The 15,327-nt window shown below is 62.1% G+C and carries 18 protein-coding genes; 12 read left to right on the forward strand and 6 right to left on the reverse strand.

What is annotated here, in order from left to right; translation table 11 throughout:
* The 8 genes from gspM (at position 1) to NKI73_RS29770 (ending at position 6,512) form a co-directional block, all read left to right on the forward strand.
* Positions 1–600: a type II secretion system protein GspM gene (gspM, locus tag NKI73_RS29735; protein ID WP_352635129.1), complete on the forward strand. Its 600-nt coding sequence runs from the start codon at positions 1–3 to the stop codon at positions 598–600.
* Positions 597–1,163 carry a hypothetical protein gene (locus tag NKI73_RS29740; protein ID WP_352635131.1) on the forward strand — a complete coding sequence of 189 codons (567 nt, stop codon included), beginning with the start codon at positions 597–599 and terminating at the stop codon, positions 1,161–1,163. The genes gspM and NKI73_RS29740 overlap by 4 nt, the downstream gene beginning before the upstream one ends.
* On the forward strand, positions 1,160–2,080 hold the full coding sequence (locus tag NKI73_RS29745; RefSeq protein ID WP_352635133.1) for a hypothetical protein: 921 nt from the start codon (positions 1,160–1,162) through the stop codon (positions 2,078–2,080). The genes NKI73_RS29740 and NKI73_RS29745 overlap by 4 nt, the downstream gene beginning before the upstream one ends.
* Positions 2,077–3,720 (forward strand): GspE/PulE family protein, encoded by a 1,644-nt coding sequence (locus tag NKI73_RS29750; protein ID WP_352635135.1) that lies wholly within the window; start codon positions 2,077–2,079, stop codon positions 3,718–3,720. The genes NKI73_RS29745 and NKI73_RS29750 overlap by 4 nt, the downstream gene beginning before the upstream one ends.
* Positions 3,720–4,937 carry a type II secretion system F family protein gene (locus NKI73_RS29755; protein WP_352635137.1) on the forward strand — a complete coding sequence of 406 codons (1,218 nt, stop codon included), beginning with the start codon at positions 3,720–3,722 and terminating at the stop codon, positions 4,935–4,937. Before NKI73_RS29750 ends, NKI73_RS29755 begins: the two co-directional genes overlap by 1 nt.
* Positions 4,934–5,407 carry a prepilin-type N-terminal cleavage/methylation domain-containing protein gene (locus tag NKI73_RS29760; protein WP_352635139.1) on the forward strand — a complete coding sequence of 158 codons (474 nt, stop codon included), beginning with the start codon at positions 4,934–4,936 and terminating at the stop codon, positions 5,405–5,407. The genes NKI73_RS29755 and NKI73_RS29760 overlap by 4 nt, the downstream gene beginning before the upstream one ends.
* Positions 5,404–5,763 carry a PulJ/GspJ family protein gene (locus NKI73_RS29765; protein WP_352635141.1) on the forward strand — a complete coding sequence of 120 codons (360 nt, stop codon included), beginning with the start codon at positions 5,404–5,406 and terminating at the stop codon, positions 5,761–5,763. The genes NKI73_RS29760 and NKI73_RS29765 overlap by 4 nt, the downstream gene beginning before the upstream one ends.
* A gap of 137 nt (positions 5,764–5,900) precedes the next feature.
* On the forward strand, positions 5,901–6,512 hold the full coding sequence (locus tag NKI73_RS29770) for a type II secretion system protein GspJ (RefSeq protein WP_352635167.1): 612 nt from the start codon (positions 5,901–5,903) through the stop codon (positions 6,510–6,512).
* A gap of 10 nt (positions 6,513–6,522) precedes the next feature.
* On the opposite strand, the gene gspG is transcribed toward NKI73_RS29770, so the two are convergent.
* The 4 genes from gspG to NKI73_RS29790 all read right to left on the reverse strand — a co-directional run bounded on the left by gspG (position 6,523) and on the right by NKI73_RS29790 (position 11,033).
* A complete protein-coding gene (gspG, locus tag NKI73_RS29775) occupies positions 6,523–6,993 on the reverse strand; it encodes a type II secretion system major pseudopilin GspG (RefSeq protein WP_352635144.1) in 471 nt (156 codons plus the stop codon).
* On the reverse strand, positions 6,990–7,493 hold the full coding sequence (locus NKI73_RS29780) for a prepilin peptidase (RefSeq protein WP_352635146.1): 504 nt from the start codon (positions 7,491–7,493) through the stop codon (positions 6,990–6,992). The genes gspG and NKI73_RS29780 overlap by 4 nt, the downstream gene beginning before the upstream one ends.
* The gene (gene gspD / locus NKI73_RS29785; RefSeq protein ID WP_352635148.1) at positions 7,490–9,613 is read right to left on the reverse strand and encodes a type II secretion system secretin GspD; all 2,124 of its coding nucleotides are present in this window, start codon (positions 9,611–9,613) and stop codon (positions 7,490–7,492) included. The genes NKI73_RS29780 and gspD overlap by 4 nt, the downstream gene beginning before the upstream one ends.
* A gap of 331 nt (positions 9,614–9,944) precedes the next feature.
* A complete protein-coding gene (locus NKI73_RS29790) occupies positions 9,945–11,033 on the reverse strand; it encodes a transporter substrate-binding domain-containing protein (protein WP_352635150.1) in 1,089 nt (362 codons plus the stop codon).
* Positions 11,034–11,796: 763 nt separating this feature from the next.
* Here NKI73_RS29790 and NKI73_RS29795 point away from each other — a divergent pair.
* The 4 genes from NKI73_RS29795 to NKI73_RS29810 all read left to right on the forward strand — a co-directional run bounded on the left by NKI73_RS29795 (position 11,797) and on the right by NKI73_RS29810 (position 13,415).
* Positions 11,797–12,174, forward strand: coding sequence for a hypothetical protein (locus NKI73_RS29795; RefSeq protein ID WP_352635152.1), 378 nt, complete (start codon positions 11,797–11,799; stop codon positions 12,172–12,174).
* A 30-nt stretch (positions 12,175–12,204) separates the two neighbouring features.
* A complete protein-coding gene (locus tag NKI73_RS29800) occupies positions 12,205–12,639 on the forward strand; it encodes a hypothetical protein (protein WP_352635154.1) in 435 nt (144 codons plus the stop codon).
* A 109-nt stretch (positions 12,640–12,748) separates the two neighbouring features.
* Positions 12,749–13,198 (forward strand): hypothetical protein, encoded by a 450-nt coding sequence (locus NKI73_RS29805; RefSeq protein WP_352635157.1) that lies wholly within the window; start codon positions 12,749–12,751, stop codon positions 13,196–13,198.
* Complete coding sequence (locus NKI73_RS29810) at positions 13,191–13,415, forward strand: hypothetical protein (RefSeq protein WP_352635159.1); 225 nt, start codon at positions 13,191–13,193, stop codon at positions 13,413–13,415. The genes NKI73_RS29805 and NKI73_RS29810 overlap by 8 nt, the downstream gene beginning before the upstream one ends.
* A gap of 92 nt (positions 13,416–13,507) precedes the next feature.
* Here NKI73_RS29810 and NKI73_RS29815 read toward each other — a convergent pair whose 3' ends face one another.
* The gene (locus tag NKI73_RS29815) at positions 13,508–13,861 is read right to left on the reverse strand and encodes a cupin domain-containing protein (protein ID WP_352635161.1); all 354 of its coding nucleotides are present in this window, start codon (positions 13,859–13,861) and stop codon (positions 13,508–13,510) included.
* A gap of 390 nt (positions 13,862–14,251) precedes the next feature.
* Entirely contained in the window at positions 14,252–15,145 is an 894-nt protein-coding gene (locus NKI73_RS29820) for a sugar phosphate isomerase/epimerase family protein (RefSeq protein WP_352635163.1), read from the reverse strand.
* Positions 15,146–15,327 lie beyond the last annotated feature (182 nt).

Raw genomic sequence — 15,327 nt, forward strand, 5'->3', positions numbered from 1 at the left:
ATGCTCTCCGCCATCCTCAACACCAGCCCGCTGGTTCGCCGCCTGATCGCGCTGGCCATCGCGGCGGTATCGGCTGGCGTCCTCGCCTGGGTGATGTTCGCGGCGCTCGGCAGTGTCGCCTCGGCACAGGCCAGGATCAAGGAGAAGCGCGAGCTTCTCGGCCAGTTGCAGAGCGTGGCGGCACTGGCCAAGCGCCTCGATAGCGCCGCCAGTCCGGCAGTGGCAGCAAATCCCGAATTTCTCACCGGCGAGAGCGAAGCGATCATTCGCGGCGGGCTGCAGACCCGCCTGAACGCGATCGCCGCCGCCAATGGCGTGAACGTGCTGTCGGCCGGCAATGCACCGGTGCTCAGCGAAGCCGGCGTCGATTTCATCGGGCTGCGGGCCAACCTTTCGGGGCCGCTCGAGGGCATTCACAACGTCGTCCTCGCTATCGAAACGTCGCTTCCGGTGCTGTTCATTCGCGAGGCCACCGTGCGCACGACCGATGTCGGACCGGCCGCCGGGCGCAGCGGCGACCCCGAGATCTTTGCCGAGATCCTGTTTTACGGCCCGCTGCAAACGCAAGACGCATCGGCGGCCAGTGGGGCCAAGCCATGACCCTGAAAGTCACCGGCCTGGCGATTGCGGCCATGATCACAGGCCTCATCCTGGTCAATGTCGCGCTCTACGGCACGCCGGTCGACATCACGCCGGTCGCCTCCGGGAGAGGGCATGACGGCGCGTTGGCATCAGCGGCGGGATCGCTGCAGTTTCCCGAGGCCGGCGATTTCAGCGAGACATTCCGGCGTCCGCTGTTCACACCGACGCGCCGGAAAATCGTGCCGCCGCCAGTCCCGCCGCAGCCGATGGAAATTGCCGTCGCACCGGCCGAGCAGCCGGCGTCACTGCTCGAAGCCGCACCGGCCGTTGCGCCATCGCTGCTGGGCATCAGCAGAAACGGCGGAGCGGCAAAGGCGCTGCTGCGCGTCGCGGGCAGCGATGCTGCTGTCTGGTATGGCAATGGCGAGACCGTCGATGGCTGGAAGGTGTCGGCGATCGACAAAGATCAGGCCGTGCTCGAGCGGGACGGCAAGGTGGCGCACATCCTGCTTTATCCGCCATGGGAGAACCTCCCGCCACCACCACCGCCCCCTCCGCCACCCCCGGTCCCGGAATTATGAGCGGCCGCACACCTCACGACGGCGCAAGCGCAGGCAACGAAAGCCCAAATAGCGGCTTTTCGCTGGTCGCCGTGCTGGTGTTCATGCTGATCGTCTCGGCAATCGTCGTGCCCTTCGCCGTGACGGCCAAAACGCGGCTGATGATCGCCAACAACGAGGTAGAACAGGAGCGCCTGTCGCTGCTTGCCGAGGGCCTGGGCAATCTTATTGCGAGTGAATTGACCGGCGGCTCGGGAACGAAGACATTCCCGCTGGATTCCACACCGGCAGCGTGCCGGTCGGGTGCGCTCAGTTTCGATGTGCGCGTCCAGGATCACGGCGGGCTGATCGATCTCAATGCCGCCGACGACTATTTGCTGGCGCTTGGTTTCGCATCGCTTGGCTTCGAGCAGCAGGCGTCGCAAGCGCTGGCCAAGGCCGCGCTCCGGTTTCGTGACAACGCCAAGCTGTTTGCCGGCCAGCCCGGGCCCAGAAGCGCCGTCGGGCCGCCGCAAGACAAGCAGGCGCCGTTCGAATCGGTGTCCGAACTGCAGGAGTTCGCTGCCCTTGCGTCAGTGCCCCTGCAGGCCCTCCATACCGCCTTCACGGTCAACTCGAAGCGCGGCACGATCAGCGCCGATCGTGCACCGAACCGTCTTCGGGCGGCCCTTGCCACTGGTTCCAGCGCGGCGCTTGTTCAGGCTGCCGAGGCTTCGGCCTACACGGTCGACGTGGCCGTCACACGCGACGGATCCGGCATCACGGGTCAGGCCGGGTTCATCATCGAGAAATCTCCGGTGAGCGACACGGCGTTCCGGCGCGTCTCGCGAAGCCCGGCGCGTGACGCCGGCACATTGCCGGCAGACGCCGGCAGTGCCGGCTGCGAGGTGCTTTTCGGCACCGAGGCCGCACAGCTCCTGCAGGGGTGGAGCTCATGAATGCTCCCGTCCAGCCCCAGGGGATCGAAGCGTTTCTGGCGTTTCTCGAAGGCGAGAAGGTGCTGACCGCGCACGCGGCCCAGCGCGCCTTGGGAGCATCGCGAACCTCAGGACACCCGTTCGATACGGTGATGACCGAGCTCGGGCTGATCGGCGAGCAGGAGCTTGCCAACAGCCTCAGCCGCTACCTCCAGGTACCGACGCCGGTCGAGATTCCCGAACAGGTCGGCCCCGAAATGCTGGCAAGCGTGCCGCTGGTCTACCTGCGTGAAAACGCAATCCTGCCGCTGCAGATGGATGCCGAGCGGCTGGTTGTCGCCGTCGCCGATCCCTTCTCGTCGGCAACCATGGACGCCCTCGCCTTCCACTATGAGCGGACAGTGGCACTGCGCATCCTGCCTAGGCGCACGATCACCGAATGCATCGATCGCATCGAGCAATCGGCTCTGGCGGCCGTTTCAAATGGCGGCGGCGGTGGCGAATTCCTGGATTTCGGCCCCGACGACCTCGAACGATTGAAGGATTTTGCCCGTGAGGCGCCGATCGTCCGCTTCGTCGCCGAGACCATCCACAAGGCGGTCGATGCAAGGGCCACCGACATCCACATCGAGCCGCTCGAAGATCACGTCCGCATCCGCTTCAGGCATGACGGCATGCTGTCGACGGTCGACACCGCCTCGATTGCGATGCTGTCCGGCATTTCCACCCGCATCAAGATCCTGTCGCGGCTCAACATTGCCGAGCGGCGCCTACCGCAGGATGGACGCATGCGCATCGCCGTGCGCGGCCGCGACGTCGACCTGCGCGTCTCGGTCATTCCGTCGATTCACGGCGAAGCCATCGTGCTTCGAATTCTCGACCGCGCCGGGGTCGAATTGAAATTGGAGAAACTGGGTTTCGACGGCGTCGCGCAAGGCAAAATCCGCTCCATGTCACAAGCCGCCAACGGCATCGTGCTGATCACCGGGCCGACCGGTAGCGGCAAGACGACGACACTCTATTCGATCCTCGCCGAGCGGTCGCGTCCGGATGTCAAGATCTTCACCGTCGAGGACCCGGTCGAATACCGCATGGCGGGCATCACCCAGCTCCAGGTCAATCCAGCGATCGACCTCGACTTTGCCGCCGCGCTGCGCTCGATCCTGCGGCAGGATCCCGATATCATCCTGCTCGGTGAAATTCGCGATCGCGAGACGGCGCAGGTCGCGGTCCAGGCGGCGCTCACCGGCCATTTGGTGTTTTCGACACTTCACACCAACAGTGCCGCCGGCGCGCTGACGCGGCTTCGCGACATGGGCATCGACGGCTATCTGCTCGGCGCAACGATCAGAGGCGTCATCGCACAGAGACTGTTGCGCCGTATCTGCCCGACCTGCCATGGCGCCGAACAAACCGGCCCAGCCTGCCGCACCTGCAATGGCTCCGGCTATAGCGGGCGCACGGTGACCTACGAAATGCTGCAGGTGTCGCCGCGCATCGCCGAGCTTATCGACCAGGGCGCCGGCGAAATGGAGATCGGGAAAATTGCCGCCGAGGACGACCTCGTGCCGATGTCGGTCCACGCAACCGCCCTTGCCCGATCGCAGGTCACCACGATGGACGAAGTCCGGCGTGTCATCGATCTCGCGGGAGAGGGCTGATGCCGGCCTTCGCCTATCGCGCCTATCTCGTCGACGGCAGCACCGAGACCGGCATTCTCGATGCGTCGACCAAGCAGGATGCCGCGCGCAAACTGGCGCAGCAGGGCCGCCGTTCCTACCATCTTGCGCCTGTGAGTGGCGACAAGCAGAAGCTTCGTCTGCTGGGACGCAGCGCGCTGACGTTGACCCGCAAGGTCGATCTCAGCCGTCTGTTTTCCGAGCTTTCGGTGCTTCTGAATGCCGGGTTCACCGTCGACCGCGCGTTGGGCGCGGTCATTTCGGGCGAAGCCAACCATCAGCGGCGCCAGCAGCTGCAATCGGTGCTCGATCTCACGACCGGCGGCCGGCCGATCGCCGAAGCATTTGCCGGCTTGCCGGGCATCACCTCCGACGTTGCCGCTCTGCTCGCCAGCGGCGAGCGCAGCGGCAAGATGGCCTATATATGCCAGCGGCTGGCCGACACGTATGAGGCAACCGCCAAGCGCCGTGCGGCAATTATCGAGGCTCTGGCCTATCCTGCCTTCCTGCTGATGGTGATGAGCGGGGCGCTGGTCATTCTGGCGACGGTCCTGGTACCGGCGCTGGAACCGATTTTCGAAGGCTCATCTGCTCCCAAGCCATTCACCATGACCATGCTTTCTGCATTCGGCACGGTGTTCCGCGACTATCCGTTCGTCTTCCCGTTGGCGGCGGTCCTCGGCCTGCTTTCCTGGCTTTTTCTGTCCCGATCCACCGGTGCGAGAAAACGCCTCTCGCATTGGCTATTGAATATCCCGCTGATCGGCGCGCTGGTCAGGGATGCCGTGATCGCGCGCTATCTGGAAACGCTTGCGCTGCTGCTCGGCAATGGCGTGGCGATGACCGAGGCGCTCGGCCTGGCCGCCAATGTTTCTAGGCAGAGTTCGCTGGCGGCAAGCTTTGCGGCGATCGAAGAAACCGTCGCCAACGGCGCCCGCCTGCATGGCGCGATCGTCAAGGCAGGGATTTTCGACAATGCGACGATGTCGCTGGTCTCGCTCGGCGAAGAGGCGAATGCCCTTCCGGTGGTCCTGGATCGGGCGGCGAAAATGCTGCAGCTGACGCTGACGCGACGGATCGACACTGTGCTGAAGCTGCTGACCCCGGCTTTGACGATTTCGCTCGGTTTCCTCGTCGGCAGCCTGGTCATTTCGGTGATGACCACAATCCTCAGCATCAACGATCTGGCACTGCAATGACAGCCGCACCGATAGCCGGCGCGCCGGCACACGCAACGGCCGGATTTACCCTGGTCGAGATGCTGGTCGTGCTGGCGATCATGGCCCTCGTCGCGGCCATCGCCGCGCCAGGGCTAGTCAGCAATTATCGCACCAAGAACCTGGAGACACTGGCCGGCGAGATCACCATGCGGCTGCGCCTGTCGCGCACATCGGCGATCGCCACTGCCAAGCCCAATCAGGTTCTCGTCGATCTCGGCGCCCGCGCCTTCCGTTTTGGCGAGCGGGACACGCTCACGCTGCCGGACGATGTCAAAATGACCGTGACCACCGGCCAGGAGACCGTCATCGCCGACCGGCAGACAGTCTTGACCTTCCTTCCCGACGGTAGCGCTTCCGGCATGGATATCTCCCTGCAGCGAAAAGGGCGGACCGCGCGCATCGCCGTCAACTGGCTGACAGGGCTTTCAACCTGGCGCGCGCTGCCATGACGGCGCCATCGTCCCAACCCACCTCCGAAGACGGATTTTCGATCCTGGAGATGATTGTCGCCATGACCATCCTGGCGCTTGTCCTTGGCATCGCCAGCCAGTCGATCGTTCTGGCGAGCCGCAACATCGCTGCTGCCAAGCGCCAGGTCGAAGCCGCCAGGACCGTCCGGGTGATGCTGGCCGACTACGAGGCCCGGACACAAACCACGGCGCCAAACGGCTGGACCCTGAAGACGCGCACGATAGAAATGTCGAAGGCCAAGGTGACGGCCGTGCTCATAGAAAAGACGGGCGGAGCGTTTCCAGGCAGGCCGTTTCTAACCTTCGTGCCGGTGCAGGAGCCCGGTGCTCAATGAGCGGCCTGTTTTCCCGCACTCACTCGAAAATCCGCGCCGTCTGCCGGCCGGAGCGTCGATCAGGCACCCCCCTGCCCGACATCAGATCATCGAGTAGGGGACCATCGGCATCAGTCGAGGGATTTGCGTTGATCGACGTGTTGGTCGGCCTGACCCTGATCGGCGTGATCACATCGCTGATGATGGTCTTCCTCGGCCAGGCTCGAACCATGCTGCGCATCGAAAAAGCAACGGAATTCCAGATGGAGGTCGATGCCGCATCGCGGTTTCTGGAAACGGCAATCAGCCATGCCGAGCCCTTGCCCTTGTCGAAGTCGTCGCCGGACCAGGTGCTTTATCTCGACGGCGATGGTGCCCGGATCGAGTTCAACGCCGTTCAGGCGATCGGCTTTAAGTCCTCCGCACTACGCGAAATTGCCATTTCGCTTGGCGGAAGTGCACTGGCCATAGTCCAGAAAACACGGCGCGGCAGCGGACCCGGCGCGTCGACGCAGAGCCAGCCGGTGCGGCTGATCGGCGGTGTGAGCGCCATAAGATTCGAATATCTCGACGGTTCGGTGACTGGTTCATCGTGGTTGCCGAGCTGGAATGCGCCGCGGCGCCTGCCCGCCGCCGTGCGCTTCACCGTTTCGGTTCTGCGCGATGGTGCAGCCTATTCGACGAGCGGTTTTGCCCGCCTCGACCTGGCCAATGCCCGGCAGCTGCCAGGCACGAACGAAACACAGCGCTCCGAAACACAGCGCCCATAGAACAGAAAAATCAGTTGCTGATGTCCTGGTCTTCGCCGGTTCCATCCGGCTTGCCGTCTTTGCCAAGGCTGCGGATGACCACGCCGCTCGCATCGGCCTTCACTTCGTAGGAATAAGGCCTCCCCCACGGATCCTTCAAGCCGGTCGTTCCCTTGAGATAGGGACCGTTCCAGCGCGCTTCGCCGGCGGGCGCCGCGACCAGCGCCGAGAGCCCCTCCTCCGCGGTCGGATATTTCGCATTGTCGACGTAGTAGAGTTCGAGCGCGCTTTCGATGTTGCGGACTTGCGCCTTGGCCGCGTTGGTCCTGGCCGAGCCGAGATAGCGCAGCACCTGAGGTGCTGCGAGCGTGGCAATCAGCGCGATGATGGCGAGCACGACCAGAAGCTCGACCAGGGTGAAGCCGCTTTCGCGATCGTCGCTTTCGCCGCCAGATTTTCTGGCGCGGCGGGATTTTTCAGAGGTAAAGCGTGGAGTGATCATCCGAGCAGTCCCATGTCCAAACCTGCAAATTGCTCCAGTGCCCAGCTGCAGCCGAGGCCGATGGCGATAAACGGACCGAAGGCGACACGGGCTTTGGCCGCCGCCGGCCCTGTCGCGACCACCAGCCCGCCGACGAACAGCAAAGCGCTGGCGCTGGCGACGAACAGCAGCACCGGCAACAGCAGCGGGCTGATCCAGCATGCAGCGGCGGCCAGCATCTTGACGTCGCCGAGGCCAAGGCCAATCCGGCCGGTCATCAGGAAATGACCGCGCCGGATCAACCAGGCAGCGGCAAAGGTCGCGGCGGCGAACAGCAGCCGCGCAGGCAGGCCGTCCGCCTGCGTCGCCATCTGATAGACAAGGCCGATGCCGGCCAGAGCCAGGTTGAACCCATCCGGGATGATCTGCCGGCGGAAATCGGCGATCGAAATGGCGGCAAGAACCGCCGCCAGGGCGATCGTGGCAGCCAGCACGAGGGATGGGTGCACAGCAATCGTCAATACGCCAGCCTCTTCAGGTCCTGTTGCAGCTTGGTGCCGCCGCGTCGCTTCTGGATCGGCGTCTGCAAGCTGATCTTGCCGCGGAATTCGTCCGTCACTTCGCGAGCTTCGTTGATGTCGCGCACGACATGCGGCCTGATGAAGATGATCAGTTCGGTGCGTCCGATGCTGTCCGTCTTTTGCTTGAACGCGTTGCCGATGATCGGGATGTCGCCGAGGATAGGTACTTGCGTGCGGTCGACATTATTGCGCGACTGGATCAGGCCGCCCAGCGCCAGGCTCTCGCCGTCATTGACCAGGACGCGGGTCTGAATCTTGCGCTGCTGGATGGTCGGCGAATCGATGCCGGAGCTGGTCGTCCTGGTGACGTTGCTGACCTCCTGCTGGATATCGAGCATGACCCTGCCGGCATTGTTGATGCGTGGCGTCACCGTCAGGATGACCCCGGTGTCCTTCATCTCGACCGAAACGACCGGCGAACTGCCGAGCGTCTGGTCCACCACTTGCCTTGTGGCGATCGGCACCTGGTCACCGACCTGCAATATCGCCTTCTGGTTGTTCAGCGCCATGATGGTCGGCGCCGAGATGACATTGACGTCGGTGATGCTGGAAAGTGCATTCAGCGTCACCTGGATGTTGTCGGTGGCGTAGCTCCAGTTGAAGCCGGGCAGTGCTGCCGCGGCAACGCCCTTTGCCACGTCGGTCACCGAGATGTTCATGCCGCCATTCTCGAAGAACCAACGCAGTCCGTATTTCAAATCGTCGTTGAGCGTCACTTCGGCGATGACAGCCTCCAGCATGACTTGCGTCGGCAGCACGTCGACCTTGGCCAGTATCTGCTCGATGCGTTCGTAGTCGCGCGCTGTGGTCTGGATCAGCAGCGCATTGTTTTCGACATCGGCGACGACCGTGGCGTGGGCGGGCGCCTGTCCATCCTGCATCGGCATCGAAGGCGACGGCCCGGTCAGTGGCACCGGCGTGACGCCATCCGATTGCATGGCGATCGGCGTCTGGTCGGGCGACACATTCGAGCCGCCTGTATCTCCCTCCGTCTTGACCGTGGTGCCAAGCACGGAGCTCAACACCGCAGCCAGTTCCTTGGCCGGACGGTTCTGGATCTGGTAGACGAAAAGCTGATCTTCGTTCGTCTCGGCCAGCCGATCGAGCTTGTTGATCCAGGTCGCGGCACGGGCGAGATAGGCCGGGCGCGACGTGATCACCAGCACCGAATTCAGCCTGTCATTGGGGATGAACTGGATGAGCTTGGCGCCGGGCCCTTCCTTGGTGCCGAAGATGGAATCGAGTTCGGCGGCAACCGCCTCCGGCTTGGAGGTCTTGAGCGGATGCAGCGCCACCGACATGCCGCGCATCCAGTCGACGTCGAACACCGAGACAGCTTCTCTGATAGCATTGAGGTCGCTGTCGTTGCCGGCGACCGTGATCAGGTTGCGAACGGAATCGACCCGCAGCACCGAGCCCTGTCGGGTGATCGGTTCGAGAATGGTCTTCATCTCGTCGGCGGCGATGAATTGCAGCTGGAGCACCTGCACCTTGACGCCGGGGCCGGACGGCGAAACCGAAGGCACACTGACCGGCGGTGTGCTGGACATGATCTCGGAAAGCGGCACGATCTGATAGGTGCCTGCGCGGTTGGTGATGCCGGCGGAATTCACCGCGAGCGCCGATTGCAGGATGTCGACCAGCGCGTCCTTCGACACCGGCTGCGAGGTCTGTAAGGTCACCGTGCCCTGCACGCGCGGATCGACGATGTAGTTGAGGTGCAGCGCATCGCCCAGAACCGCTTTGGCCGCCTCGGTGATCGGCGCATTGATCAGGTTGAGCTCGAACTGGCCCGAACCGTCTGTCGTCACCTTGGTGACGGGCGCGCCGGAGGAGACGAACTGGCCCGAGCCCTGATACTGCGTGCCGTTGAAGCGCTGCGCCTGGCCGGCGGCCGAGGTGATGGCGCCGGGACCGGTGTAACCCGCTCGCAAGGGCGAGTTCTTGGCGTGCAGGCTGTCGATTGTCTCGGTGAAGAAGTCCTTGCCCGGCGCGGAGGTGCAGCCGGCAATCGCCAGCAACGTGCACAACACGACGCGATGACCGGACCCGATTGCCATACACTTGATTCCCCTGAGACCAAGTCTAGGGCTTCTTGCAAGCAGATGTCGGGAATGATGGGGGTATTGGGGGTCTATCCACAGGGTTGGCGGCGGAGGGCGGCAGGTGGTCGGAGCAGGAGATGAGGGCGTGCGATTCGGACGGTGAGGCGCGTACGGCGTATAAAACGGCAACCGCCCGAACGTGGCAAAGGGCAGGGTCGCTGCAGTTTCACGGCAAAAAGTGCACTGTCACCGTAATTCCCCTTAGTGAAGAACCGCCAAAGGGGCTAAATCCGCTGCGAAGCGGGGCGCCACCATGCCCAAATTGAGTGCCGATTGCCTCCCAACATCATTTATCCGACCCAAAATACTTGGTCCGCAGATCGTCGATCTCGCCCGTATCATGAGCACCAAGCAATTCTATCGTTAGCGGGCGAGTCAGGAGGCTCTGTCGCGGAAGCGCGAAGCCGTACTTGTCAGGTTCGAACAGTGGCCCGACCACCTTCACCGGTAGATCGGGATGGATGTAGGCGTGATATTCGAGAACGGGGGCATCGGCGATGATTGCAGCGACGTCGCCATTCACGAGACCGTCGACGGCGCGATCGAGCCCGGCGTAGGTGAGGGTTTGAAGCCCCTGCTGCCGGGCAAAATCCTCCTCGACGGTGCCCGTCAGCACACCGACCGGCTTGTCGGTCAGATCGGCGAGGCCATTGATCTTGTTTGTGAGGGAAAGGGTCGTCATCACGCTCGTCACCGACGAGGTGACATAGGCAAGGACGGCGATGCCACAGACCAGCCACAGCCCCTGCCAGATACGACCGGCCCAGCCAAACAGGTTCTTTCGCGAAGGCGACTTGCCGGATGTCGCGACCGACATCACTGAATAGAAGCTCTCGGCAAAGCCGTCGCGCCACCGCTTGGGGAAAGCCTCGTCGAACTGGCGATCGAAGAAGGTGAGCAGGACCGTGGCAGCGACAATGATCAGGGCTATCCAGGCATAGGCTTTCAGGAAGCCGGCATCGCCAAGACCCGCGATCAGATTGCCGAAGCCCTTTCCCTGCTCCGTGCTGGTCATGATCCGCATGCCGCCGTCGAACCAGGGCTGGGTGAAGTCGAGCAGTTCGGCCCGGGATTGATTGATAGTCAGATTGGTCACCGCTACGTCGATTTTGCCGGAAGCGGCCGCCAGAACCAGATCGTGCATGGTGTCGAACTGGATGTAGCGATACTGGTGGCCGAGTTTGGCCGCAAGGCCCTCCCAAAGATTGACCGCCATGCCGGTGAACTGCCCCTGGTCTTTCATGACGAAGGGAGGGTTGACGAAAAGGCCGACTTTCAAGGGCTCGGAAGGCAGTTGCGCCTGGGCTGCAACTTGCGGCCACAGCAACATGAGGAGCAGAATGAAGGAGCCGGCTAGCCTGCACCAGGTCCGCATGGCGATCCTTTCCTTGTTGGCATCTCAACCCGGTCGAGGACGGCAAGCGAGTTTCGCCAGAAACCGGAAAGCCTGGCGCGTCCATGGAAGAGCGGCGATCGGCCCTCGCGCGGTGTTGCCGGGTGCAGGACGATCCGACCGGCTATTTTGCGGCATGCGGCAGCTCGGAAAACAGCCTGTCGTGCCGGCAGCTTTTCTTTCGGATGCATGCAACGGCTTGGCAAAGAGCGAAAATAAGCCTTACAACACATCAGGCCATAATCTATCCAAAAAGAAGTCATTCAGGGATACGCCTTTTTCATTCGGGTATTAATTTGAAACAACGATGCGATATATTTGCAGAGAGAAACAGACTACCGAGATAAATTATATTTATGTATTGCCATACCTTGCCGCTGGCAGCATTTCAGCGACCGCTAAGGCATCGTCGAGAACTCCAGACTATTTTCCATATTATTAAGCATTTGAAAAATTCAACCCGCGCTATGCTACTTTTTCCTTGCTTCAGGCCGACTTGAGATGCAGCTTTTTAGCAACAGCATCCGCGTCCGCGGATTGCTGCATGCTTGGGCGGACGGGCGCTAAGCATGGAAAGGGAAATCGACATCCGCTGATGCGGCCTCCCGTGGGCTCGATCCTGCCCGCTCTTCTTTTGAGGCTGTGGACCATCTCCCATCCCAGGCTGCTGTTGGTCGTCGAGCTACACTTTTGACGGACAATCCGCAGCCGCCAGCCAGTCGAGGAATGAACCATGAAATTCACAGTGTACGCGATCATCGCCACTGCCTTGGTGGCGGTCGCCGGATGCACCACCGATGACTACGATGGCTGTCGCGGAAACGGCTGCCTGGTCGATCGGCCTCAGCAAAAAAATCTGAAGATCGATGACCGACCGCAGTACGACAGGAACGGCAATCCGAACTTCGATACGCGTGACCGCTACATCGGCTGCCATGGGCTGGGATGCAAGGTCGACGACCCTGATGATGGCGATCAAAGCATCGACGACAGGCCGCAGTACGATAAGCAAGGCAATCCGAATTTCGATACGCAGGGCAATTACCAAGGATGCCACGGCATCGGCTGCGACGTCGACACGCCGGCCGATGACAGTTCATCGGACGATGACGATTCCAATTGATAGGCCTCGCGGCCAACAAGGAGGCCAATTATGTCTGAATTCGACAGCCATCGACGTGCCAAGATCGTTGTGATCGGCCTCGCGGGGCTCGGAATGACGCTGACGTCCGCCTTCGCCGCGAATAGCGACTGCCACGGCGTAAAGGTCGACGTGACGACGGCGCGCAAACAGGAGTTTCGTCCTCTCGTTGCGTCGGCGATGACCAACAAGGTCAAACCCGCCCAGGTGAAATTCCAAGCGATTCTGGAAAGCGGGAAATGGAGTGCCGTTTATGTTTCCACGCCAGTGGCCGAAGACGGCATGATGTTCTTCCAGACAGTCAATGGAAAAAGGCAGTTTCGTGAAGTATGGGGCGGCTATGCCACTCCATCGGAAAAACCTGAACTGGTATCGTGGGCTAAGAAGCTCGGAGCGCCGCAAGATCTGGCAAAGTGTTTTGCCGAGACAGTTACGGAAAGACGGTGACGGCCGCTGGAGATTGTCGCGAATGATTTTCAGGCATGGATCGGCGGAAACTGATCAAGGACTGTCTGGACCGCCAAGGGTTCACACAATAGCGCAGGAGATACGAACAATGGCCAGAAGACACGCTTTTCTCCTTGCACTGGGGCTCATCTCCGCAATCGGTGCCGGATCGGCACTCGCGCAATCGGCGGCTGACGTGAACAGCAACCTGGACACCCTGTTCGGAAATCATGCTCAGTACCAGACCTTCTTTGACCAGCTAAAAAAAGCAGTCGGCTCCGACGCCAAGGCGACCGTTGCCACAATGTTCGACTATCCGTTCCAGGCCCGCATCAAGGGCAAGGCCCTGAAGATCACGGACGCCAAGCAGTTCGTTGCCGACTACGATCAGATCATGACGGGCAAGGTCAAGGCCGCCGTCTTGAAGCAGACCTATGCTACTCTCTTCGCGAATTCACAGGGCGTGATGATTGGCGACGGTGAGGTCTGGTTCAGCGGCATCTGCAGCGACAATTCCTGCAAGCAGCAGACCGTCAGGATTACCGCCATTAATGACTGATGTCGCGATCGGGGAAGGAAAGTCGGTATTGATCTCACGCAGCAGAATCAAGCCTGACGGCCACGACGGCAGTGTCGACAGCGATTTTGCCAGTGGCGTTGCTCGCGCCGGACTCGGCTCGACCGAGGACACCCTGGCTGATAATCCAACCGTGATTCCTCTGGAGCACCTCAAGGATAGCGACGGGCCACCGATTCCTGTCGGAATCGCCGTGTAAGATCAAATACTTAAGACGCCATCGCCAATATGGAAAACCCGCCATGGCGAACCATGACGGGTTTTTCACGATGCAACTGCGATTAGCCCGCTTCAGCCGACCCTGACGACAAAATGCTTCGTCACCGGCTCGATAATCTTCCAGGTTCCCTTGAAATCCGCTTCCACCACGAAGGCATCGCCGGGGCCGACCTCGACCGACGTGCCGCCGTCCGGCGTGATGATGATGCGGCCGGCGATCATGTGCACGAACTCATAGTCGGTATAGGTGGCGTGATAAGTGCCGGGCGTCGCGCGCCAGGTGCCCGACAACACCTTGCCGTCCTCAGTCGTGTGCTGGACGGCGGTCTGCATGGTCGGCTGGCCCTCGACGACGACCCAGCCAGCCAGGTCGCCGGCTTCCGCGTTCTCGACGGCGCCGAATTTGAGGATCGTGCTGCGTGTCATGTGCTGGCCTCCGTTTGGTGCATTGCGTGGCGTTGTTTGCCTGGCCGGTCAGATAACCGATGCACCTGCCGCGAGCAATGCCGGCGCCATACGGAGCAGGGCAACGAACTCATTAACGGGTTCCTTCGGCGCCTTTCGCCGGCGCGTTGGCTGACGGAGCATCAAACGAAAAACCCGCCTGTGCGGCGGGTTACCGGCGCAAATCAGCACCATGGACGAATATGTACCATAGCTGAGGGCACGGAGTCAAGAAAAAATTCCTATCGCGAAAAAACCAGCGTCACAAAAGCTGCCAACACTGGCTTCCACGAGGCCTTTTGTTAATCTGAGCTCGGAGCCCTGCCATGCGGCGCACGACACGCCTGCGTCCTTCGGCTCTCGACGGGCGGGTTAGGGTTTGTGCCGTGCCGAAACCAGCTCGGCCTTGCGCCTTGCCGTCTCCAGCCCGAGCCCGATGAAGGCGCGCGCGTGCTTGGCCAGCGCCATGTTGTCCGTCCACAGATTGCGCCAGATCGCGGTCTTCTTCGACAGGTTCTCATCGACGATTTCCGAAGAGAAGGATTCGAAGCTGAGGTCGTCGCTGTAGCCGATGGCCGTGAGCGCATCGAAGATCGCGGCGAAGTCGATATTGCCGGTGCCGAGGAAGCCGCGATGGCTTTCGCCGATATGGACATAGCCGATCTTATCCGCGGCTTGACGGATGGCCAGCCCGACATCGGCCTCCTCGATGTTCATGTGGAAGGTGTCGAGATGCAGGAAGATGTTGTCCGAGCCGGTGTCCTCGATGAAGGCCAGCCCTTGCGCGGCGGTGTTGAGCAGATTGCTTTCGAAGCGGTTGACGATCTCGAGGTTGAGCGTGACGCCGGCGGCCTTCGCTGCCTCGGCAACCTTGGCCAGCGTGCCGGCACTGCGCTGCCATTGATCGCGCGTCGGCGCTAGCGTCTGCAATCCGTGGCTGGTCGAGAGAATGCCGGCGACCTTCCGGCCGCCGAGGTCGCGCGTCAGCGCGATGGTGTCGTTGAGGATTTCGACGCCGCGCGCCGCAATCGCCTTGTCGGCGCTCGAAATATCGCCATCAACCGGCAATCCGATGCTGATCGCCACGCCGAGGCCAAGATCAGCAATGCGTCTGGCGAGCCCGCCGATGTCGACATTGGCGGGGTCGAGATAGGAGAATTCGATAAGGTCGAAGCCGGCCTCCCTGGTGTTGGCCAGCGTCCGTTCGAGATCGGCCTGTGCCGAACTCGCCGACCAGACGAAAGAATGGATTCCAATACGCGACATCATCGTCTCCGGCTTCTGCGCATCGGACCCAGAGGCGGAGCCGATGCCTGGACAAGACGTGGGGGGGGGGGGGGGGGGGGGGGGGCGGCGGGGGGGGGGGGGTGGGGGGGGGGGGGGGGGGGAGCGGTCTGGGGGGGGGGGGGGGGGGGAGAGGGGGAGGGGGTCCGGGGGCGGGGCGGGCG

Origin of the sequence: Mesorhizobium sp. M0496, from assembly GCF_040321205.1 — a bacterium.
GTDB lineage: Bacteria > Pseudomonadota > Alphaproteobacteria > Rhizobiales > Rhizobiaceae > Mesorhizobium.